At 63.4% G+C, this 20993-nt stretch carries 20 protein-coding genes; 9 read left to right on the plus strand and 11 right to left on the minus strand.

Annotated elements, in window-relative coordinates; genetic code table 11:
- Positions 1–51: 51 nt before the first annotated feature.
- Entirely contained in the window at positions 52–909 is an 858-nt protein-coding gene (locus QCE49_RS12835; RefSeq protein ID WP_309805996.1) for a hypothetical protein, read from the minus strand.
- 770 nt (positions 910–1679) lie between these two features.
- Here QCE49_RS12835 and QCE49_RS12840 point away from each other — a divergent pair.
- Positions 1680–2093, plus strand: coding sequence for a hypothetical protein (locus QCE49_RS12840; protein ID WP_250457124.1), 414 nt, complete (start codon positions 1680–1682; stop codon positions 2091–2093).
- A 370-nt stretch (positions 2094–2463) separates the two neighbouring features.
- On the opposite strand, the gene glmS is transcribed toward QCE49_RS12840, so the two are convergent.
- From glmS to QCE49_RS12865, 5 genes are all read right to left on the minus strand, one after another.
- Complete coding sequence (gene glmS / locus QCE49_RS12845) at positions 2464–4281, minus strand: glutamine--fructose-6-phosphate transaminase (isomerizing) (protein WP_034473249.1); 1818 nt, start codon at positions 4279–4281, stop codon at positions 2464–2466.
- 82 nt (positions 4282–4363) lie between these two features.
- Positions 4364–5725 carry a bifunctional UDP-N-acetylglucosamine diphosphorylase/glucosamine-1-phosphate N-acetyltransferase GlmU gene (gene glmU, locus QCE49_RS12850; RefSeq protein ID WP_008352645.1) on the minus strand — a complete coding sequence of 454 codons (1362 nt, stop codon included), beginning with the start codon at positions 5723–5725 and terminating at the stop codon, positions 4364–4366.
- A gap of 96 nt (positions 5726–5821) precedes the next feature.
- Positions 5822–6793, minus strand: a complete 972-nt coding sequence (ttcA, locus tag QCE49_RS12855; RefSeq protein ID WP_175979612.1) for a tRNA 2-thiocytidine(32) synthetase TtcA — start codon at positions 6791–6793, stop codon at positions 5822–5824.
- Positions 6790–7191 (minus strand): dihydroneopterin aldolase, encoded by a 402-nt coding sequence (locus QCE49_RS12860; RefSeq protein WP_008352641.1) that lies wholly within the window; start codon positions 7189–7191, stop codon positions 6790–6792. The genes ttcA and QCE49_RS12860 overlap by 4 nt, the downstream gene beginning before the upstream one ends.
- A 27-nt stretch (positions 7192–7218) precedes the next feature.
- Positions 7219–8061 carry an SDR family oxidoreductase gene (locus QCE49_RS12865; protein ID WP_239295471.1) on the minus strand — a complete coding sequence of 281 codons (843 nt, stop codon included), beginning with the start codon at positions 8059–8061 and terminating at the stop codon, positions 7219–7221.
- 13 nt (positions 8062–8074) lie between these two features.
- On the opposite strand from QCE49_RS12865, the gene QCE49_RS12870 reads away from it, so the two are divergent.
- Positions 8075–9280: a class I SAM-dependent methyltransferase gene (locus QCE49_RS12870; RefSeq protein ID WP_250457123.1), complete on the plus strand. Its 1206-nt coding sequence runs from the start codon at positions 8075–8077 to the stop codon at positions 9278–9280.
- Between the two features lie 10 nt (positions 9281–9290).
- Positions 9291–9485, plus strand: coding sequence for a DUF2905 domain-containing protein (locus QCE49_RS12875; protein ID WP_008352638.1), 195 nt, complete (start codon positions 9291–9293; stop codon positions 9483–9485).
- Positions 9486–10215: 730 nt separating this feature from the next.
- On the opposite strand, the gene QCE49_RS12880 is transcribed toward QCE49_RS12875, so the two are convergent.
- From QCE49_RS12880 to QCE49_RS12895, 4 genes are all read right to left on the minus strand, one after another.
- Positions 10216–11451, minus strand: coding sequence for a multifunctional CCA addition/repair protein (locus tag QCE49_RS12880; RefSeq protein ID WP_250457122.1), 1236 nt, complete (start codon positions 11449–11451; stop codon positions 10216–10218).
- The gene (locus tag QCE49_RS12885; RefSeq protein WP_250457121.1) at positions 11448–12068 is read right to left on the minus strand and encodes a glutathione S-transferase family protein; all 621 of its coding nucleotides are present in this window, start codon (positions 12066–12068) and stop codon (positions 11448–11450) included. Before QCE49_RS12885 ends, QCE49_RS12880 begins: the two co-directional genes overlap by 4 nt.
- A gap of 18 nt (positions 12069–12086) precedes the next feature.
- Positions 12087–13043 carry a complex I NDUFA9 subunit family protein gene (locus QCE49_RS12890; protein WP_008352635.1) on the minus strand — a complete coding sequence of 319 codons (957 nt, stop codon included), beginning with the start codon at positions 13041–13043 and terminating at the stop codon, positions 12087–12089.
- Positions 13044–13164: 121 nt separating this feature from the next.
- Positions 13165–15132 carry a lytic transglycosylase domain-containing protein gene (locus QCE49_RS12895; RefSeq protein WP_250457120.1) on the minus strand — a complete coding sequence of 656 codons (1968 nt, stop codon included), beginning with the start codon at positions 15130–15132 and terminating at the stop codon, positions 13165–13167.
- A 19-nt stretch (positions 15133–15151) separates the two neighbouring features.
- Between QCE49_RS12895 and QCE49_RS12900 the strand changes: the two genes are divergently transcribed.
- Positions 15152–15781, plus strand: a complete 630-nt coding sequence (locus QCE49_RS12900; RefSeq protein WP_250457119.1) for a 5-formyltetrahydrofolate cyclo-ligase — start codon at positions 15152–15154, stop codon at positions 15779–15781.
- Here QCE49_RS12900 and QCE49_RS12905 read toward each other — a convergent pair.
- Complete coding sequence (locus QCE49_RS12905) at positions 15778–16290, minus strand: winged helix DNA-binding protein (protein WP_008352632.1); 513 nt, start codon at positions 16288–16290, stop codon at positions 15778–15780. The genes QCE49_RS12900 and QCE49_RS12905 overlap by 4 nt on opposite strands.
- 182 nt (positions 16291–16472) lie before the next feature.
- On the opposite strand from QCE49_RS12905, the gene pxpB reads away from it, so the two are divergent.
- The 5 genes from pxpB to QCE49_RS12930 all read left to right on the plus strand — a co-directional run bounded on the left by pxpB (position 16473) and on the right by QCE49_RS12930 (position 20767).
- Positions 16473–17126: a 5-oxoprolinase subunit PxpB gene (gene pxpB, locus QCE49_RS12910; RefSeq protein ID WP_008352630.1), complete on the plus strand. Its 654-nt coding sequence runs from the start codon at positions 16473–16475 to the stop codon at positions 17124–17126.
- The gene (locus tag QCE49_RS12915) at positions 17123–18163 is read left to right on the plus strand and encodes a biotin-dependent carboxyltransferase family protein (protein ID WP_008352628.1); all 1041 of its coding nucleotides are present in this window, start codon (positions 17123–17125) and stop codon (positions 18161–18163) included. The genes pxpB and QCE49_RS12915 overlap by 4 nt, the downstream gene beginning before the upstream one ends.
- A gap of 72 nt (positions 18164–18235) precedes the next feature.
- Positions 18236–18985, plus strand: a complete 750-nt coding sequence (gene pxpA / locus QCE49_RS12920; RefSeq protein WP_008352625.1) for a 5-oxoprolinase subunit PxpA — start codon at positions 18236–18238, stop codon at positions 18983–18985.
- 109 nt (positions 18986–19094) lie between these two features.
- On the plus strand, positions 19095–19814 hold the full coding sequence (locus tag QCE49_RS12925; protein WP_008352624.1) for a DUF969 domain-containing protein: 720 nt from the start codon (positions 19095–19097) through the stop codon (positions 19812–19814).
- Entirely contained in the window at positions 19811–20767 is a 957-nt protein-coding gene (locus tag QCE49_RS12930) for a DUF979 domain-containing protein (RefSeq protein WP_175979618.1), read from the plus strand. Before QCE49_RS12925 ends, QCE49_RS12930 begins: the two co-directional genes overlap by 4 nt.
- Positions 20768–20993: the final 226 nt, after the last annotated feature.

Here is a 20993-nt window from a genome sequence, read left to right on the forward strand (position 1 = left end):
ATTTCACCCGGCCAAAATTAGGTCGCTTTTGTGGCCAATTTCGACCGCCTCTTACTGCTCAGGGAAGTCGGGCTCTAGCCCAATCTCGCGACGGAGCATATCCAGGTAGTCGACGGCTACGATTTTGTCGGTCTCATCCGGAAAGCGGTTTGCGAGTGCCAACATCGCCTCGAATAGTTCCCCGGTCGTTTGCGGCTGCGCGACCGAAGGAAGCACCTTCGGTGAAATACTCGCTCGAGCAACTAGAAGGTGCGTAACCTGCTCGCTCTCGGCAGTTTGACGCCGCTTGTCCTCGACGTAACGTTCGATGGCGGCTCGCTCATCATCGTTCAAAATTCTCCGGACGGCACGGGATTCGGTGTCCTCCCATACGCGAGCGGCGACCGTAGCAATGAAGCTGGTGGGATAGTCCTCGCACATCTCATAAAGCGCGCGGGCAAGATGCAAAACGAAAGTGCGCCGCTCTTCGAACGCCGGGCGCCCGGCAGTGCGAGTCTTGACCGCAGATGCCGCCTCGCGAAGATGTCTGAATTGACCGGAGAAGCTCTTCTGCAAACCCGACGGCACCCAAGAGGACGTTTCAGCCTGCAAGGCGGATTCGAAGGCGTCCGCGCGCTTCATCACCCCTTGAACTGCCGCGGCGGTGGGTAAGATTTCGGAGGGTTCGTCATCCACGCAAGCAACGAACGCAAGCGCCACTTGAGTAATCGCGCTGACCTTCAAGACCGTCCCCTTTTCGAAGACTGACCGCTTGAAGAAACTCCGCACGCTGGGCTCTGTCAGGAAGCTCTTGTACCAAACAGACTCGGCGCGTGCGGCCACATCCAAATTCAAGAAATGTCGCGCCTCGCCTAAGGTCGAGGTCAGGTACGTTTGCTTTTCTGAGACCGTCATGTATTTATTTTGCAACCCGTCAAGCGCGTGGTGTTGAGCTTATTGTATCTGTAAGCACATCGCGTTTATCGGGACGTGGCACGCGCACAGGCAACACGGACCGAAGCGCCATGTGGAGAGCCAGTGCCACTTCATGACCTCAACGTTGCACCCTTGCCTGCATCGTGCCGACATGCACGCGCAAGACGTCACCATGAGGCGTGCGTTTGCGAGGGATGTCGTCAAATGTCGGAACGCGGCGTTCGGTGGCGGGCCGAGTCGGCAGCGGCGCCGCTACCGATTTCAGTACCTCATGCTGTTTGCTGCGGACTGCCGTTCGCCTTGTTGGCGCCGCGCGCTTCTTAGTCAGCTTGTGGTGGCTCCCACCATTCGACGGTGCCGAACTGCGAGCCTCGGATGGTTCACACACTTCGACGTAGTGCTGCTCGGCGAATGCTGTACCAGCTATCGTCAAAAGTGCGCTGAAGATTAGGGTCCTTAGCAAACGTTGTCTCCTGAGTTTGCGCGCAGGCGAATCGAATCTGCGCGCCGTATTCTGCCACGCGCTTACGACCATTCTGAAACGGGTCAAATTGCGAAGCCCGCGTCGCGGCCACCGCTCTTCTCATGTCGGCTATTGTCGCCGCGCATCGAGACGCCGCACGTCTCGATGCGCGTCTTTCATTGAGCGCGACGGTGTCGCTCGGTCAATGCACACAGGCCATATAAGTCAGCTCTCTTTCGAGACTCATGGATGACTCTCATGAAAGCAACGCGCCGCGTCGCACGGCGGTCGTGCAGACGGATTGCTGGCAAGGCTGCTGGAACTGTTGGAGGTCCTGGTCACAGATGTCGCGAGCGACATGGAGGTGGTCGCACGCGACCTTGGGCTCAGGGACGAGATGCGAGAGCGGCTCGGGCGAGCGCTCGACCGAGCTGAATGTGCGCGGGGTGTTGTGGAGGCAATGCGGGAGGCTGGCGTCGGGCAGCCCGGCCGGAGGCCGGAGGAAGTGTCGGCAGAGGGAAGCTGCCGGGGTGGCGGTGGCGATACTGGCGGCAGCGAGGACTACAGGAGAGACGATGCGCTAGACGTAATGGAACGCGTTCGGGGTGCGGTGGAATTGCTCGCAAGGGAATGGCAGCAGGACTACCCGGAGGGGGCGGTCGAGTGGCACATCCTCAAGAAGGCCGCATCAGTGAACTCGCCCAGGGCGGGCTGACTGGTCAGACGGATAGCGGTACTTCGCCAGCAGGACACGTCCGCAGATTTTCTGGAAACAGGACGCGATATGTCCCAACCGCAGGGCATCCTTAGGTTCAAGGACGAACGTCGGGTAAGAACGTCTGGCGGGCTTGGAGCGAGAGATATTGCCAGCCGGGTTGATTATTACTATTTGAAAGATGCCTTACGCAGTTGCGCGAAATCGCGCGCGGCCTCTTGGGCGCTTCTAATGGCGTTCGAATAATCCGCGCGCGCTCGCTTTGCGTAAGTCTCCCCGGAGTTTACTTCCGGCGGGTGTGGCCGAAGACGTGCCCCTGCGCGCGGAGCACGTTCAGAATCGGCATTCTTTTTCAGCCGATCAACCGACCTTATTCCACCGTCACCGACTTAGCCAGATTGCGCGGCTTGTCGACATCCGTCCCGCGCGCACACGCCGTGTGATACGCGAGCAACTGCAGCGGCACGACGTGCAGGATCGGCGACAACGCGCCGTAATGCTCCGGCATGCGGATCACATGGATGCCGTCCTCGCTGACGATGCGCGTATCCGCATCCGCGAACACGTACAGTTCGCCGCCGCGCGCGCGCACTTCCTGCATGTTCGACTTCAGCTTTTCGAGCAGCGCGTCGTTCGGCGCGACGGTCACGACCGGCATCGCCTCGGTGACGAGCGCGAGCGGCCCGTGCTTCAGCTCGCCCGCCGGATACGCTTCAGCGTGGATGTACGAAATTTCCTTGAGCTTCAACGCGCCTTCGAGTGCGATCGGATAATGCAGGCCGCGGCCGAGGAACAGCGCATTCTCCTTGCGCGCGAACTCTTCCGACCACGCGATGATCTGCGGCTCCAGCGCGAGCACGCTGTTCAGCGCAGCCGGCAAGTGGCGCAGTTGCGTGAAGTACGCCGCTTCGCGCTTCGCGTCGACGTGACCGCGCATCTTCGCGAGCGTCACCGCGAGCACGAAGAGACCGACGAGCTGCGTCGTGAACGCCTTCGTCGATGCCACGCCGATTTCGGTGCCCGCGTGCGTCAGGAATGCGAGTTCGGTCTGGCGCACCATCGCGCTCGTCGCGACGTTGCACACGGCGAGCGTGTGCTTGTGGCCGAGCGACTGCGCGTGCTTGAGCGCGGCGAGCGTGTCGGCGGTTTCGCCCGATTGCGAAATCACGACGACCAGCGCCTTTGGATTCGGCACCGATTCGCGATAACGATATTCGCTCGCGATCTCGACCTGCGTCGGAATCTTCGCGATCGATTCGAGCCAGTATTTCGCCGTCACGCCCGAGTAGTAGCTCGTGCCGCACGCGAGAATGAGAATGCTGTCGACCTGCGAGAACGCGTCGCGCGCCGCTTCACCGAAGAGGCTCGGGCTGAACTCGTCGGCTTGCGGAATCGTGTCGGTGATCGCGCGCGGCTGCTCGAAGATTTCCTTTTGCATGAAATGGCGATACGGCCCGAGCTCGACCGCGCCGCCGTACGCCGTCACCACGCGCACTTCGCGCTCGGCGGGTACACCTTCGCGATCGACGATCTTCACGCCTTCGAGACCGATCTCGACAACATCGCCTTCTTCGAGGAACGCGAAGCGGTCCGTGCTGCCGGCGAGCGCGAGCGCATCGGAAGCCAGGAAGTTTTCGCCCTCGCCCACGCCGACGACGAGCGGCGAACCCTGACGCGCGCCGACGACCGTATGCGGCTGATTCCGGTGCATCACCGCGATCGCATACGCGCCGTGCAGTTGCTTCACGGCCTCGCGCACGGTTTGAAAGAGATCGCCGCGATACATGCTGTGAATCAGATGCGCGATGACTTCGGTGTCCGTCTGCGACACGAACTCGTAGCCCTTGCCCTTCAGCATTTCGCGCAGCGACTCGTAGTTCTCGATGATGCCGTTGTGCACGAGCGCGACGGTATCGCGCGAGAAGATCGGATGCGCGTTGTCGGTGACGGGCGCGCCGTGCGTGGCCCAGCGCGTGTGCGCGATGCCGGTCATGCCGCCGAGGTTCGTCTCGCGCACTTGCGCGTCGAGATCGGATACGCGCGCGACGCTGCGCGCGCGGCGCGGCTCGCCGTTGCTCAGAACGGCCACGCCGCACGAGTCGTAGCCGCGATATTCGAGCCGGCGCAGACCTTCGACCAGCACCGAGACGATGTTACGTTGCGCTACCGCGCCGACAATTCCGCACATGGACGTTCTTCCTCTGAGACTTGCATTCGAAAGCGCGATGCACGATGCGCCGCGCGCGTTGGGCTGAATCTGACGTACAGCCTTACGACTTCTTCTTGACCGGGCGCACGTAGCCCGTCTTGCTCACTTGCGACTTCTCATTGAGCACCAGCTCGCCTTCGCCAACGTCCTTCCACACTGTCGTGCCGGCCGCGATCGTCACGCCGCGGCCCACGCGCACCGGCGCGACCAGTTGCGTATCCGAGCCGACGAACACGTCGTCCTCGATCACCGTGCGATGCTTGTTCGCGCCGTCGTAATTACAGGTGATGGTGCCCGCGCCGATGTTCACGCGCGCGCCGACATCCGAATCGCCGATATAGCTGAGATGGTTCGCCTTCGAGCCGCGCCCGAACACCGCATTCTTCACTTCGACGAAGTTGCCGACATGCGCTTCATCGCCGAGCGTCGCGCCCGGACGCAGCCGCGCGTACGGACCGAGAACGACGTTCGCGCCCGTCTTGCCGCCTTCGATGTGCGTGTACGCATCGATTCGCGTGCCCGCGCCGATGGTCGCGTCGCGGATCACGCAGTTCGGGCCGATCGTCACGTTGTCGGCGAGCGTCACGCGTCCTTCGAAGACGCAGTTCACGTCGATCGACACATCCGCGCCGCATTCGAGCGTGCCGCGCACGTCGATGCGCGCCGGGTCCATCAGCGTCACGCCCGCATCGAGCAGCGCGTTCGCGACGTTGCGCTGATGGATGCGCTCCAGCTCCGCGAGCTGGATCTTGCTGTTCACGCCGAGCGTTTCCCATTCGGCGTCCGGCTGCGCGGTGACGACTTCGACGCCCGCTTCGATCGCGCGCTCGACGACGTCCGTCAGATAGAACTCGCCCTGCGCGTTGTTGTTCTTCAGCGACGCGAGCCACGATTCGAGCGTGCGCGTCGGCGTGATGACGATGCCCGTATTGATTTCCGCGATGCGCCGTTCTTCCTCGCTCGCATCCTTTTGCTCGACGATCTTCTTCACCTTGCCCGCGGCGTCGCGCACGATGCGCCCGTAGCCCGTCGGATCGCCCACGTTCACGGTCAGGACGCCGTAGCGCTCCGCGCCCGCGGCGGCGATCAGACGTTCGAGCGTGCTCGCACGCGTGAGCGGCACGTCGCCGTACAGCACGAGCGTCGGAACCGATGGATCGAGCAGCGGCAGCGCCTGCTGCACGGCGTGTCCCGTGCCGAGTTGTTTGTCCTGCAGAGCGAACTGGACGTCCGGCGCGCCGACGGCCTCGCGAACCTTGTCCGCGCCATGTCCGACGACGACGACGAGCCGCGTCGGCGACAGCGTGCGCGCCGTATCGATGACGTGCGCGAGCAGCGGTTTGCCCGCCAATGGATGAAGCACTTTCGGCAGGGCGGAGCGCATGCGCTTGCCCATGCCGGCAGCCAGAATCACGATGTTCATCGCTGAAAGCCTTGCTGGTATGACGAGCCGCCAATTTATCACGCGGCTCTTTGGCGCAATGCGGCGAAACCCACGCTGCGCCTTATTGGATAAAGGTTACAGGTCGTCGAACTGCACAATTGAAACCGTGCCGGACGTTCCTGACGGTTCGGTCGCACACGGTTCCTCGTCGAACGCGATATCGCCTTGCGGATCGGCCTCGCCCGTCGCGCGCAATCCGGCGAACGGGAAAAGTTTGCTGTCCATCAGATGCGACGGCACCACGTTCGACAGCGCGTTGAACATGTTTTCCACGCGCCCCGGAAAACGCTTGTCCCATTCTCGGACCAGCGCCTTCATTTCCGCGCGCTTCAGATTCGGCTGGCTGCCGCACAGATTGCACGGAATGATCGGGAATTCGCGCAGTTCGGCGTATTTTTCGAGATCGACTTCCTTCACGTACGCGAGCGGACGAATGACGATGTTCTTGCCGTCATCGGATTGCAGCTTGGGCGGCATGCCCTTCAGCTTGCCGCCGTAGAACAGGTTGAGCAGCAGCGTCTGCAGGATGTCGTCGCGATGATGTCCGAGCGCGATCTTCGTCGCGCCGAGCTCGCCCGCGACTCGATACAAAATGCCCCGGCGCAGTCGCGAGCAGAGCGAACATGTCGTCTTGCCTTCCGGCACGAGCCGCTTGACGATGCTGTACGTGTCCTGATTCTCGATATGAAACGGAATGTCGAGCTTGCTCAGATATTCCGGCAGCACGTGTTCCGGAAAGCCCGGCTGCTTCTGATCGAGATTGACGGCGACGATCTCGAAGTTGATCGGCGCGCGCTCGCGCAGGCGCATGAGGATGTCGAGCATCGCGTAGCTGTCCTTGCCGCCGGACAGGCACACCATGACCTTGTCGCCTTCCTCGATCATGTTGAAGTCGCCGATCGCCTCGCCGACCTGGCGCGCGATGCGCTTGAACAGCTTGTTGTTCTCGTACGCTTCCTTTTGCTGGCGCTTCGTCAGCGCCTCGCGCACCGGCTTTTGCGCTTCTGCGGTTTCGGCTGCGGCTTCGATCGTGTCGCGCGCGTTCATGCTCGTTCCTCTTTGATGCGGAAGACTTCGACGCCGACCGCGTCGCAATCGGGATAGACGTCGGGCTTTTCCGTCGACACGGCCACGGCGCGCACGTTCGGATGCGCGAGCAGCGCGGCCGCGACGTCGTCGCACAGCGTTTCCTGCAAATGGATGTGTCCGCGCTTCACGCGCTCGGCGATGGTCGAGCGCATGAAATCGTAGTCGACGACTTCGGCGAGCTTGTCGGCGACGGGCGTCGACAGCGCGAGCGGCACGTACAGCTCGACGTTGATGACGACACGTTGCTCGCCGCGCTTTTCGAAGTCATGCACACCGATGTTGATGCGAACTTCGTAGTTACGCAGAAAAAGCCGCCGGCAATCGGTCAGCCGGGGATGCGAAAGTGCGGCAAGCATGTTGGTTCCAATATTCAGTGGCGCGTTTCAGGACTTTTGCGCGCCGATCATGTACATGACGTCGCGCGGACTCGGCACGAGATGCTGGCCGCCGTCGACGACGAGCGTCGTGCCGGTCACGCCGTGCGCGTTCGCGAGATAACACGCGGCCTGCGCGACGTCGTCGACCGTCGATGCGCGGTTGAGCGGCGTCACGCGATGCGCCGTCTCGAACGACGCGGGCGTCTGGCCGGCGGAAATCAGCGTCAGACCGGGCGCGAGGCCGACGACGCGCAGTTTCGGACCCAGCGCCTGCGCGAGCGCGATGGTGGCGTTTTCGAGCGCCGCCTTCGTCAGCGTGTACGACAGGTAGTCCGGGTTCATGTTGTACAGCTTCTGATCCAGCACGTTGATGACGACGCCGCGTTGCGCGTCATCGACGGTTGCGGACTCGGGCGTGATCTCGTGCAGCATGCGCGCGAGCGTGAGCGGCGCCGCGACGTTGACGGCGGTCATCTCGAGCAGCTTCGCGTAGCCGAAGTCGATGGCCGTATCTTCGTCGAAACGCGACGCGCAGTTCACCACGCAGTTCAGACCGCCGAACGCTTCGGCGCACGCCGGCACGAGCCGTTCTACCTCGGCCTCGACGGCGAGATCCGCTTTCAGTGCAACCGCGCGGCGCCCGAGCGACTCGATATCCGCGACGGTTTCGCGCGCTTCATGCGCCGAGTGGCCGTAATGCACGGCCACATCCCAGCCTTGCCGCGCGAATTCGAGCGCGACGCCGCGCCCGATGCGTTTCGCCGCGCCGGTCACGAGCACGGCGCGCGCACGCGAAACGGAACCGGATGACGACGTGTTGACGGAAGAAAACGGCGTGGAAGCGCTCATTTACAATACTGGGATGAATCCGAATGCCAGACAATCCGATAGTTTACCTGCTCCGGGCGCCGACGCGCTCGCGCAGTCCGAAGCGCTCACCGACCTGATCCGCGGGCGCATTGCCGCGGCGGGCGGCTGGTTGCCGTTCGACCGCTATATGGACCTCGCGCTGTACGCGCCCGGCCTCGGCTATTACGGCGGCGGAGCAATGAAATTCGGCCGCCGCGCGGAAGACGGCAGCGATTTCGTCACCGCGCCGGAACTGTCCCCGCTTTTCGCGACGACGCTCGCGCGGCCCGTCGCGCAGGCGTTGCAACAAAGCGACACGAAGCAGTTGATGGAATTCGGCGCGGGCACCGGCAGGCTCGCGGCGGGCTTGCTGAACGCGCTCGCCGAACTCGATGTCGCCTTCGACAGCTACACGATCGTCGATCTTTCGGGCGAGTTGCGCGAACGTCAGCGCGAGACCATCGAGAAGGACGCGCCGGCGCTCGCCGCGAAGGTGAAATGGCTCGACGCGCTGCCCGATGCGTTCGAGGGCGTCGTGATCGGCAACGAAGTGCTCGACGCGATGCCTGTGCGTTTGGTCGTGCGCAAGCTCGGCGCGTGGCACGAGCGTGGCGTCGTGGCGCTGAACGACCGCTTTGCCTTCGATGACCGGCCGATCGCGCCGGACGCGCAGGTCGAACTGATCGATGCCGCCATCGATGAAGCCAACGACGAGCCTTTTGCCGAATATGTGACGGAGACGCACGAGGCCGCGCTCGCGTTCACGAAGACCGTCTGCACGATGCTTGTGCGCGGTGCGGCATTTTTCATCGACTATGGTTTTCCGCGACGCGAGTTCTATCACGCGCAGCGCGCGGCGGGCACGCTGATGTGTCACTACCGGCATCGCGCGCATTCGGATCCGTTTCTGTATCCGGGATTGCAGGACATCACGGCGCATGTCGAGTTTACGGGCATCGCGGAAGCAGGCGTCGAAGCGGGTGCGGATTTGCTCGGATTTACGTCGCAGGCGCGGTTTCTGATGAATGCCGGCATCACCGATGTGCTCAGCGATCTCGATCCCGCTGATGTGAAGCGCTTTTTGCCTGCTGCGAATGCCGTGCAGAAGCTGCTTTCGGAGGCGGAAATGGGCGAGTTGTTCAAGGTGATCGCGTTTTCGCGCGGCATTCCCGGAATGCTGGATGCGTTTTCGGCCGGCGATCGGTCTCATACGCTATGAGTAAGCGATCATGATCCGCTGGCTGCTCACTACGTTTATCGCGCTCGCGATTCTTTCGGGGTCGCTGCCGTGGCTCAAGAAGATCGGCATCGGGAGGCTTCCCGGAGATTTCACGCTGCGGATATTTGGGCGGGAATATTCGTTTCCCTTTATGTCGACGCTGCTGTTGTCGGTTTTGTTGTCGTTGATTGCGCGGGCGCTTTGAGGGTTTTTTGCTTTTGCTTTTGCTTCTGCTTTCGTTTTCGCCGGATCCCGTTTTCGTGTCGGTCTATTAGCACTGCCCCTGTGCGGGGCGGCACTCACTTTCTTTGCTGCTGCAAAGAAAGTAAGCAAAGAAAGCAGCTACTGACACGCCCGCGGTCACACGCAATTTGGGTAGTCCTCTCGTCCATCGTGGGCTGCCTAAAGAGTGCCCTCATAGGCCCCATCGGGCTTGGCTCGCGCACGGTCTGCCACATCGCACCACACAACAAACCGGTTCAGCACCAAATAGCTCCAGCCCGCTTCGCGGCCGACCGGTCAATCGGGTCCGCGCGTGCTTCGCTACTAACATCTTTATCGCACTGCGCGCGCAAACCGATGGCTTCCTTTGCAGACCCGGCGGCAGCGCGTAGCGCTGTGCCGAAGCTCTTTCGTGCTGAACCAGCGTTCTCAACGGTTTCGGGCGGCAGACCGTGCGCGAGCCAAGCCCCGTTATTGTGATGAGGGCACTCTTTAGGCGAGTGCCATCGAGGACGAGAGAACTACCCAAATTGCGTGTGACCGCGGGCCTGAAAAGCTGCTTTCTTTGCCTACTTTCTTTGCAGCAGCAAAGAAAGTAGGTGCCGCCCCGCACAGGGGCAACGCTAATAGACCGACACGAACACGGGATCCGGCGAAAACAAAAAAACAAACGAACCGCAGGACAAAGCAAAACAAAGCAAAACAAGAAGCCGTCAAACCCCCAAAGCGCCTTTCACCGCCGCGACCCGCGCATCATGCACGGCATCCTTGATCTTGGAAGGATTAGAAGCAAACGCCTGCGCAACGGCCCCGGCATCGACCGCACGAGCCGCAACCAACGCCTCCCGCAAACGCTCAGCCTGCGGATAAGCCTGCTGCTCCAACCCAAGCCGCCCACGCGCATCCGCGACACAAGCCTGTAGCGCTTCAGCAAACCGCGCAGGCTTGCGTATCGCATCCGATCGCTCGAACAGCCTGACGAGCGCCGCCGCGCCCATCTCCATCACGCGATGAATATTCCCGTGCTCACGCGCGACGAGCATCGCCAGATCGCGGCATTCGTTCGGCACGCGCAAGCGCTCGCACAAAGGCCGCAAGAGGTCGACGCTGCGTCCCTCATGGCCGATATGCCGCGGCAAAACATGCTCCGGCGTCATCGCCTTGCCAAGATCGTGCGTCAGCGCCGCGAAGCGCACCGGCAACGCGAATCCCTGCGACGCCGCGTAGTCGAGCACCATCATCACGTGCACGCCGGTATCCACTTCCGGGTGATAGTCCGCGCGCTGCGGCACGCCCCACAACGCATCCACCTCCGGCAGAATCCGCGCGAGCGCGCCGCATCCGCGCAGCACGTCGAACATGCGCGACGGCTTCTTTTCCATCAGCCCGCGCGACACTTCCTGCCACACACGCTCGGCGACGAGCGCATCGACTTCGCCCGCCGCGACCATCCGCTTCATCAGCTCGGCGGTTTCGGGCGCGACATCGAAATCCGCGAAACGCGCCGCAAAACGCGCGAGTCGCAGAATACGCACCGGATCCTCGATGAACGCATCGCCGACATGCCTGAACAACTTGTTCTTCAGATCGCTCTGCCCGTCGAACGGATCGATCACCGGACCGGTCAGCTCGCCCGCCGGCGTGACTTCGCGCGCCATCGCGTTGATCGTGAGATCGCGGCGCGCGAGATCTTCCTCGAGCGTCACATCCGGCGAATAGTAGAACTGGAAGCCGTGATAACCCGCCGCCGTCTTGCGCTCCGTGCGCGCGAGCGCGTATTCCTCGTGCGTCTGCGGATGCAAAAACACCGGAAAGTCCTTGCCGACCGGCCGATAACCCTGCGCCACCATCTGCTCGGGCGTCGCGCCGACGACGACATAATCGCGATCCACCACCGGCACGCCGAGCAATTCGTCGCGGATCGCGCCGCCGACTGCGTAGATGTTCATCGCGCTTCCTCGCGCGCGCCGTCGATCCACGCCGCGACCGCGGGCAGCGCCGTCACGCGCTTCGCATAATCGAGCGACGTCGCGCTCAGTTCAGGCGCGTAGGTGTTGAAGCGCATGACGACCGGCGCGAACATCGCGTCCGCGATACCGAACTCGCCGAACAAAAACGGCCCGCCCGATTTCGCCAGGCATTCCGCCCAGACCGCCTCGATGCGCGCGATGTTCGCGAGCGCGCCCGGCGTCGCGCCCGCGCCCGGCGCGCGCGTCGTGATTTCCATCGGCATGTTCTCGCGCAAGTCCGCGAAACCCGCGTGCATTTCCGCGCTGATGCTGCGGGCGCGCGCGCGGAGAGCCGCATCGCGTGGCCACATCGCGTGTTCGGGATGCGCCTCGGCGATCGTTTCGACGATCGCGAGCGACTCCCACACGGAATCGCCCGCATCGGTGATGAGGCACGGCACCTTGCCGGACGGCGACACTTCGAGAATCTTCGCTTTCGTGTCGGGCTGGCCGAGGCGGATCAGCGTCTCTTCGAACGGGATGCCGAAATGTTTGAGCAGCACCCACGGGCGCATCGACCAGGAAGAATTGAACTTGTCACCGATAACGAGTTTCATGCGATCACAAAAAGAAGATTAACGATGCGCGGTTGCGCGATATCCGTTGAAGCGCGAGCGCGGCGAGTTGCCGCTCAGATACAGCGGCGCGATGGTCTCGATGCTCGCCGGCTCGTCGATGCCCAGTTCCGGCGCAAGCGGCCCGCTCGCGATGCTCGGCGTCTTCATCGAATCGAGATTGTCGCGCGAGATGACGGGCTGGCCGGGCGCCATTTCCATCGTCATCGCCTGCAGGCGGCCGAGGCTCTCCGGCAGCTTGATGATGCGCGAATGCTTGCCGATGGTCGCGCCCGCGAAACGCACCAGTTCCGCGAGTGTGTAGACGCTCGGCCCGGCGAGCTCGTAGACATGGCCATTGGCGGCGTCGAGATCGAGCACGTTGACCATCGCCTTCGCCACGTCGCCGACGAAGACCGGCTGAAACTGCGCATCGGCACAAGCGAGCGGAATCACCGGGAACATGCGTTCCAGAAACGCAAACTGATTCAGCAGATTGTCCTCCGGACCGAACACGACGGAACTGCGAAAGACCGTCCAGTCGAGTCCGGATTCTCGAACGATCTTTTCGCCGTCGCCCTTCGAACGCAGATACATGCTCGGGCCCGCCGGATCGGCGCCGATCGCGCTCATATGCAACAGACGCCGCACGCCCTTCGCCTCGCACGCGGCGGCGATCTTGCGCGGCAGTTCGACATGCGCTTTCGCGAACTCCGGCCCGTACGGATCGTCGCGCCGTCCCTGAAGAATGCCGACGAGATTGATCACGGCATCGCTCTGATCGATGAACGCGGCGAGTTGCACGGGATCGTGCACATCGGTCTCGATGACATCGACGGGCAACAGCGTGAGATGCGCGGCGTTCGAGCGCCGTCGCGTCGCGACGCGCACGTTCTTGCCGAGATCGACGAGCGCATTGACGAGATGGCTGCCGATGAATCCCGAACCGCCGATCAACGCTATATGTTGGTGTCGCATAGTTCGCCTCTTGGGTCGCGGCCTGACGAATGCGGCTTCAGTTCAGAACGCCGGCGCAGAAATGAAAACGCCCGCGCGTCCTGTCGTTCGACGCGCGGGCGTGAAGCTTCGTTTCAGACGGTCAGGGTGCGATGTAGCCCAGACGCGCCTTCAACGACTGCGGACGGCCTTCGAACAGCGCCGCGTAATAGACGGTGTTCGACAGCACGTTCTTCACGTAATCGCGAGTCTCGGTGAAAGGGATCGTTTCAGCAAAAACCGCGCCCTCGACGGGTGCGCGCAAGTCCTGACGCCACTGCTTCGGCCGGCCCGGCCCCGCGTTGTAGCCAGCGGTCGCGAGCACGGGCGAGTTATCGAATTGATTGTAGATCATCGACAGGTAATTCGTGCCGAGCAGGATATTGGTGTTGATGTCGTTCATCTGCGCGCGCGACACCGTGCCAAGACCGATCTTCTTCGCGACGAGTTGCGCCGTGCCCGGCATCAGTTGCATCAGGCCGCCCGCGCCGACTTCCGACCGCGCATTGATGATGAAACGCGATTCCTGACGGATCAGCCCGTACGCCCATTCGATGTCGAGATTGGTGTCCTTCGCGTCGCGCTCGACGATATCGCGGAACGGCGACAGATAGCGCAGCGTGAAATCGTGCTCGGCTTTCGTCTTGTCGGCGGTGTTGACCGTGCGGTCGAACATCTCGATGCGCTTCGCATACTGCGCGGCGGCGAGCAGTTGACGATCCGTCATCGTGCGCAGCGGCCAGTTCCATTCGCGGTTGCCTTCGAGCCGCATGTTCAGCGCGTAGAAACGCTGCGACAGCGCGAAGCCCGGCACCGATTGCATCTGCTCGATCTCGGCGTCGGACACCGTGGTGCGCGGCGGCACCGTGATCTTCTGACCGAGCTCTTCGAGCGCGAGCTGGCCGTAGAAGTTGTATTGATCGGCGATGCTCTGGAATTCCTGATTCGCCGTGGCCGTATCGCCGGCCTGCTTCACGGCGCGCGCGTGCCAGTAGACCCACGACGGCTGCGTGCGCAGTGTGGGCGGCATCTGTTCGATGGACCAACGCACCATGTTCCAGTCGCCAATGAGCAGCGCGCTGCGCGTGCGCCATTCGTACGCCGGGTTGGACAATTGCGCGTTCGCCGACAGCCGATACCAGTCGGCCGCCGACGGCATGCGCTTGATCGCCGCCTGATAGCCGATCGTGCCCCAGCCGGTCGCGCGCTCCGCGGGCGTGAGACTCGGCGCGACGGAACTGAACGTGGCGGCGGCCATCGCCGGATCGTTGCGGGCGAGGCGCGTGACCGCGAGCAGCGTCAGCTGATGCGCCGGCGTGTTGGGCATCACGCCGCGCGCGAGATAGAGCGGCGGCTTGTTGACGGCGTCGTCGAAGAGCGAATCCTTCGGCTTTTCCTGGCCGAGCGCGTCGACGATATTCGAACCCGTCGACGTGTAGTTCTGCTCGTAGGCAAGGCGGATCTGCTGCCAGACATCGTCGCTCGTGAACTGGCCGGACGCCGCGAGCGCGCCGATCAGATCGACGCAACCGTCGCCATACCATTTCGGCTCGACGAGCAGCGCGCGCGCCGCATCCGCGACGTTCTCGCCGCGCGACAAACGCGCTTCGAGCGCATAGCACTTGACCTGCGTGTCGTCGTTGAGAACGAAACGGGAATACTGCTGCTCGAAGTTCTTCCAGTCGTGACGGCCGCCGAGCACGACGAGATAGTCGTTGCGCAGGCGGTCCGCAATCGCCTGGCCGTCGTAGCGCTGCAGGAACGAGAGCACCGGCGCGTCGGGCGCGTCGAGGCGCGCGTGGCCCTGCGAATCGAAAAGCTGCGGCTTGATCGTGAAGTATTCGATGTAGCTCGGCGCCGGGTAATTCGGAATCTGTGCGGCGAGCATCGCGGCCTTGCCCGCATCGTTCGCGCGCGCGGCATCGCGCAGCTGCAGGAAGACGCGGTCGTCGGACGTGGGGGAGAAATCTGCATCGGGACGGACGGCGGAGGCCGTGCCGCAGGCGACGAGCGTCGCGGCGGCAAGGGCTGCGCCGACCGCGAGATATACTCGGTTGAGGCGTTTTGACATCTTTATTTCTGGAGCGCGAATGGTCTTGAACCGGGTCCTGAGATCGGAGGAAAGCATAGCACGCAACGTTTGCGACGAACCCAAGCGTGAGCCGAAAAGCGCCTTGCGCGCGACCCTTCTCGCGAAGCGCGAGGCGCAACAGGAGCAAGCCGGCCAGGACGCACGAAACGAGGCGCTCGCGATCCGTCTTCAGGAAGTGCTCGCGCGGCACGAAGCGCGCAGCGTCGGGTTCTACTGGCCGGTCGCGGGCGAATTCGACGCGCGCGACGCGCTCACGCGCTGGCTCGCCGCCGACGCCACGCGCAGCGCCGCGCTGCCGGTCGTCGTGAAACCGCACGCGCCGATGGTCTTCCACGCCTGGGGCGCCGACTCGCCGATGAAAGAAGGCCGCTACCGTATTCCGGTGCCCGCTGAAGAGAAAGCCGTGGTGCCCGAACTGCTGCTGATTCCGTGCGTCGGTTTCGATGCGGACCGGTATCGGCTGGGCTACGGCGGCGGCTATTACGACCGCACGCTCGCCGCGTGGCCGAACGGCGCGCGGCCGGTGACGATCGGCGTCGCGTACGAATCGGGTCTGTGCGCGACCTTGCCGCGCGAGACGCACGACATGCCGCTCGACGCGATCGTCACCGAATCCGCTGTCTATTAGAGCGAGGCCGCCGCGCGCGCGGCCGTATCGTAAAGGCCGGAGGCGTTGCGCATCAGTTGCGCGGCCTCGCCGATCTGCTCGTTGGTGAGGCCGCTTTCGCGCAGCGTCTCGATCAGGCAGGCTTCGCGCACTTCGCGATACTTGCCGCACAGCTCGCGGCCCGCCGGCGTCGCGGAAAAGAACACTTCCTTGCCGGATTTCTCGCTCTGCACATAGCCGCGAGCGACGAGTTTTTTCAGCGCATACGTGGCAACGTGCGTGTCCTCGATGTTCAGCACGAAGCAGATGTCGGCGAGCTTCTTCTTGCGGTCGCGATGGCTCACGTGGTGCAGCAGCGACACTTCCACCGCCGTCATGTCCTTCGCGCCCGCCGCGGACATGCAGCGCACCATCCAGCGATTGAACGCGTTGCCCGCCATGATGAGGCCGTACTCGAACTCCGACAATTCCGCGCTGGCTTCGGAGACGAGATGCTCGGACGAAACGATCTTGGTGGGATGGCGCGGCATGGCGGTGACCGAATTGAAGTGCGTTGGAGTGTAGCGCAACGTCGATTTTGCGAGCGACGGCGCGCCTCGGCGAAAACCTGTATTGATAATTTCTTGATAATTTATTGACAATGTAACATTCTGCGACGGTGCGGCGTTCATCGAATCGACGAATTTCGCGCATCGCAAAGGCAAATTGAGGCATGACAAGACCACGTATTCATTCGCTGGGCGACTCCGCGCTCGTGTGCGAAGCCGCGCCGCCCGCCACGCTCGACTGCCAGCGCCGCATCTGGGCGCTGGCGGAGCACGCGCGCCTGATGCCGCACGTCGTCGAAGTGGTGCCGGGCATGAACAATCTGACGATCGTGTTCGATCCGCTCGAAGCGGACTACGAAACGCTCGCCGCGCAACTCGAAAGCGGCTGGGACGCGGCCGAGACGCCCGACATGGACAGCGCCGAAATCGAGATTCCGGTGCGCTACGGCGGCGCCGACGGCCCCGATCTCGCCGCGCTCGCGCAGCACACGGGCTTGTCCGTCGATGACGTGGTGAAGCGTCATACGCAAACCGAGTACGTCGTGTTCTTCCTCGGCTTCCAGCCGGGCTTCGCGTATCTCGGCGGGCTCGATCCCGCGCTCGCGATGCCGCGCCGCGCCGAACCGCGTCTCGAAGTGCCGGCGGGATCGGTCGGCATCGGCGGGGCGCAGACGGGCATCTATCCGGCGGCGTCGCCGGGCGGCTGGCAATTGCTCGGGCGCACCGAGCTGAAGCTCTTCGATCCGGCCAGAAATCCGCCGACGCTCATGCAGCCCGGCGACCGCGTGCGCTTCAAGGCGCTGGAGGTACGCGCATGATCGACGTGATTCGCGCGGGCGTGCTCACTTCCGTCCAGGATCTCGGCCGGCGCGGCTACCGGCATCTCGGCGTGAGTTCCGGTGGCGCGCTCGACGCGCTGTCGCTGGAAATCGGCAATCGCATCGTCGGTAACAAGGCGGATGCGGCGGGCATCGAGATCACGTTCGGGCCGACCGTGCTGCGCTTCAAGCATGCGACGCGCATTGCCATCACTGGAACCGATTTCGGCGCGACGCTCGACGACGAACCGGTGTATTCGTGGTGGAGCCTGCCGGTGCGCGCGGGCCAGGAGCTGACGCTGCGCGCGGCGAAGCGCGGCATGCGTTGTTATGTGGCGATCGCAGGCGGCATCGACGTTCTGCCGATGCTCGGCTCGCGCTCGACCGATCTCGGCGCGTGCTTCGGCGGCCTCGGCGGACGCGCGCTGCGCGACGGCGATCGCCTGCCGGTCGGCGTGCCGCAGCCGCACAAGGGCATCGCCTTTTCGCCGGAAGAACCCGCGTTCGGCGTGAAAGCGCCCGCGTGGTGCAAGTTCGTGCTCGTCGACGAACCCGTGCGCCGCGGACGCCATTCGCCGAGCCTCGCGTGGGCCGCCCCGATTCGCGTGCTGCGCGGCCCGGAATACGCGAGTTTCAGCGACGCCGCGCAACAGGTTTTCTGGAACGAGGAATGGACGATCACGCCGAACAGCAATCGCATGGGCTTTCGCCTCGCGGGCACGGCGCTGGAGCGGCGCGAAAAGATCGAGCTGCTGTCGCACGCGGTGTTGCCCGGCACGATCCAGGTGCCGCCGAACGGCCAGCCGATCATCCTGATGGGCGACGCGCAGACCACGGGCGGCTATCCGAAGATCGGCGCGGTCATCAAGGCTGATTTGTGGAAGCTCGCGCAGGTGAGGTTGAACGGCGGCGTGCGCTTTATCGAGACGTCGGCGGAAGAGGCGCGTCACGCGCTCGCCGACGAACGGCAATACGTAAGCCAGGTGGAAACGGCGATCGCGATGCACGAGGAACGCATCGCGCGCGCCGGCTCTTAGCAGCGGGGCGAAAGCCGCGCGAACGACGCGGCGCATACATCCAACATCCAACGGAACGAGTGCGAAAACATCATGGAAATCGATCTCAATGCCGATCTCGGCGAAGGTTGCGGCACCGATGAGGCGCTGCTCGATCTCGTGAGTTCCGCGAACATCGCGTGCGGCTGGCATGCGGGCGGCGCCACGGCGATGCGCGATTGCGTGCGCTGGGCCGTCGAGAAAGGCGTCGCCATCGGCGCGCATCCGAGCTTCAACGATCCCGAGAACTTCGGCCGCAAGGAAATGGACCTGCCGCCGGAGGAAATCTACGCGGGCGTGCTGTATCAGCTCGGCGCGCTTTCGGCGATCGCGCAGGCCGAAGGCGGACGCATCGCGCACGTCAAGCCGCACGGCGCGCTGTACAACCAGGCGGCGAGAAGCGCGGAAATCGCCGATGCCATCGTGTCCGCCGTGCACGATTTCGATCCGTCGCTGCTCGTCTTCGGTCTCGCGAACAGCGGGTTCATCGAAGCGGCGCGGCGCGCGGGCTTGATCGCCATCGAAGAAGTGTTCGCCGATCGCGGTTATCGCGCGGACGGCTCGCTCGTGCCGCGCAAGGAGCCGGGCGCGCTGCTCGATGACGAAAACGTCGTGCTCGACCGCACGCTCGCGATGGTGCGCGATCAGCGGGTGCAGGCCGTGTCCGGCGAATGGGTGCCGCTCAACGCGCAGACGATCTGCCTGCACGGCGACGGCGCGCACGCGCTCGAATTCGCGCGGCGCATTCGCGGCGCGCTGGCGGATGCGGGCATCGAAGTCCGCGCCGCGCACGCCGACGCCTGAGCCGTCAACGCAGGTTCGAACGCCCCGCAACGCCGGGGCGTTTTAGCAAGGAAGCAGTGAATCCACGCGCCCGGTACGAGGCGTGACGTCAATATTGTTTGGAGAACTCATGGCAACCCCTGTCAATCTATGGCCGCTCATCGGTGTGGCCGTCATCATCGCGGGCTTCGTGCTGCGCTTCAATCCGATGCTGATCGTCGCGGCCGCGGCGATCATCACCGGCTTCGCGGCGCATTTTCCCATCGAGAAAATCCTGACCGCGATCGGCACCGGCTTTCTCAAGACGCGCAACATTCCGCTCATCATCCTGTTGCCGCTGGCGGTGATCGGTTTGCTCGAACGGCACGGCCTGCGCGAGCGCGCGCAAATGTGGATTTCGAGCATCAAGGCCGCGACAGCCGGGCGTCTGCTGATCGTCTATCTGTTCGTGCGTGAACTCACGGCGGCGGTCGGCCTGACGGGACTCGGCGGCCATCCGCAGATGGTGCGCCCGCTGCTCGCGCCGATGGCCGAAGGCGCCACCGAAGCGCGCTACGGCAAGCTCTCGGATGCGACGCGCTTCAAGCTGCGCGCGTACTCGGCGGCGACCGACAACGTCGGCCTGTTCTTCGGCGAGGACATTTTCGTGGCGTTCGGCGCGATCGTGCTGATGGTCACGTTCCTGAAGGAAGCGGGCATCGTCGTGGAGCCGATGCACGTCGCCGTGTGGGGCATTCCGACGGCAATCTGCGCGTTCCTGATTCACGGTTTCCGTCTGTGGCTCCTGGACCGCAGGCTCGCGCGCGAACTCGACGCGCTCACGCGCAACGTCGCGGGAGAAAAAGCATGACGCTCACGATCAACTATCTGTTCTATCTCGTCGGCATCATTCTGCTGGTCGTCGGCGGGATGATCCTCACGGACAAATCGCATCCGCGGCGTCTGACCGCTGGCGGATTCTGGCTGATCTACGCGTTGATCTTTCTCGTCGGCGACTGGCTTCCGGTGACGGTCGTCGGCGTGCTCGTCGTGGCGATGGCGCTGATCGCGGGTTTCGGCGGCGTCACCGGCGCGAAGCCGAAGATGCTTTCCGAAGACACGCGCCGCCGGAGCGCCGCGCGGCTCGGCAACAAGCTCTTCGTGCCCGCGCTGACGATTCCCGTCGTCACCGTGATCCTCACGCTCGGCGCGAAATACCTCGTGTTCGGCGGCGTGCCGCTGATCGAGCTGAAGAACGTGACGCTGATCGGCTTCGGCATCGGCTGCGTGATCGCGCTGGCCATTGCCTGCGTGATGACGCGCGACACGGTCGGCCAGTCGATGCGCGAAACGCGCCGTCTCATCGATGCGCTGTCGTGGGCTGCCGTGCTGCCGCAGATGCTCGGCATGCTCGGCCTTGTGTTCTCGGATGCGGGCGTAGGCAAGGCGGTCGCGCATGTGACGACGGCTTACGTCAACATGGATTACCGGCTCGTCGCGGTGGCGGTGTATGTCCTCGGCATGGCGCTTTTCACGATGGTCATGGGCAACGGCTTCGCCGCGTTTCCGGTCATGACGGGCGGCGTCGGCGTACCGATTCTCGTCGGCGTATTCCACGGCAATCCCGCGACGATGGCCGCGATCGGCATGTTCTCCGGCTACTGCGGCACGCTGATGACGCCGATGGCCGCGAACTTCAACATCGTGCCTGCGGCGCTGCTGGAGTTGCCCGACAAGAACGCGGTCATCAAGGTGCAGGTGCCGACGGCGGTGACGTTGCTAGTCGCGAATATATTCTTGTTGAACTGGCTGATGTTTATTTGAGCGAATATTTTTATGGCGCATCTCGAGTGCGCGAATATTCGAGCGACGTTCGTCAATCAATAAAATTCGATAATCGGTTTAATGAGCGCACTCAGGAAACACCCTGAGTGCGCTTTTTTTATTTTCCAATACCCGGCTCTGGCTGTGAGCCTCCAACCGCCTGCGTTTTGAGGCAATGGATCATCGCCTTCCGAGGGTGGATCACGTTTATGAATTGCCCGAAGAG

The sequence above is a fragment of the Caballeronia sp. LZ008 genome, assembly GCF_031451435.1.
GTDB classification, from domain to species: Bacteria; Pseudomonadota; Gammaproteobacteria; order Burkholderiales; family Burkholderiaceae; genus Caballeronia; species Caballeronia zhejiangensis.

What these genes read in the sequence shown, in the direction of transcription:
- pxpA (WP_008352625.1), top strand. Translation starts at nt 18,236, where the DNA reads ATGGAAATCGATCTCAATGCCGATCTCGGCGAAGGTTGCGGCACCGAT.
- glmU (WP_008352645.1), bottom strand. Translation starts at nt 5,725, where the DNA reads ATGAACATCGTGATTCTGGCTGCCGGCATGGGCAAGCGCATGCGCTCC.
- QCE49_RS12880 (WP_250457122.1), bottom strand. Translation starts at nt 11,451, where the DNA reads ATGAACATCTACGCAGTCGGCGGCGCGATCCGCGACGAATTGCTCGGC.
- QCE49_RS12870 (WP_250457123.1), top strand. Translation starts at nt 8,075, where the DNA reads ATGAATCCGAATGCCAGACAATCCGATAGTTTACCTGCTCCGGGCGCC.
- QCE49_RS12905 (WP_008352632.1), bottom strand. Translation starts at nt 16,290, where the DNA reads ATGCCGCGCCATCCCACCAAGATCGTTTCGTCCGAGCATCTCGTCTCC.
- QCE49_RS12860 (WP_008352641.1), bottom strand. Translation starts at nt 7,191, where the DNA reads ATGCTTGCCGCACTTTCGCATCCCCGGCTGACCGATTGCCGGCGGCTT.
- QCE49_RS12895 (WP_250457120.1), bottom strand. Translation starts at nt 15,132, where the DNA reads ATGTCAAAACGCCTCAACCGAGTATATCTCGCGGTCGGCGCAGCCCTT.
- QCE49_RS12890 (WP_008352635.1), bottom strand. Translation starts at nt 13,043, where the DNA reads ATGCGACACCAACATATAGCGTTGATCGGCGGTTCGGGATTCATCGGC.
- pxpB (WP_008352630.1), top strand. Translation starts at nt 16,473, where the DNA reads ATGACAAGACCACGTATTCATTCGCTGGGCGACTCCGCGCTCGTGTGC.
- QCE49_RS12875 (WP_008352638.1), top strand. Translation starts at nt 9,291, where the DNA reads ATGATCCGCTGGCTGCTCACTACGTTTATCGCGCTCGCGATTCTTTCG.
- QCE49_RS12885 (WP_250457121.1), bottom strand. Translation starts at nt 12,068, where the DNA reads ATGAAACTCGTTATCGGTGACAAGTTCAATTCTTCCTGGTCGATGCGC.
- QCE49_RS12930 (WP_175979618.1), top strand. Translation starts at nt 19,811, where the DNA reads ATGACGCTCACGATCAACTATCTGTTCTATCTCGTCGGCATCATTCTG.
- QCE49_RS12925 (WP_008352624.1), top strand. Translation starts at nt 19,095, where the DNA reads ATGGCAACCCCTGTCAATCTATGGCCGCTCATCGGTGTGGCCGTCATC.
- QCE49_RS12915 (WP_008352628.1), top strand. Translation starts at nt 17,123, where the DNA reads ATGATCGACGTGATTCGCGCGGGCGTGCTCACTTCCGTCCAGGATCTC.
- ttcA (WP_175979612.1), bottom strand. Translation starts at nt 6,793, where the DNA reads ATGAACGCGCGCGACACGATCGAAGCCGCAGCCGAAACCGCAGAAGCG.
- QCE49_RS12865 (WP_239295471.1), bottom strand. Translation starts at nt 8,061, where the DNA reads ATGAGCGCTTCCACGCCGTTTTCTTCCGTCAACACGTCGTCATCCGGT.
- glmS (WP_034473249.1), bottom strand. Translation starts at nt 4,281, where the DNA reads ATGTGCGGAATTGTCGGCGCGGTAGCGCAACGTAACATCGTCTCGGTG.
- QCE49_RS12900 (WP_250457119.1), top strand. Translation starts at nt 15,152, where the DNA reads ATGGTCTTGAACCGGGTCCTGAGATCGGAGGAAAGCATAGCACGCAAC.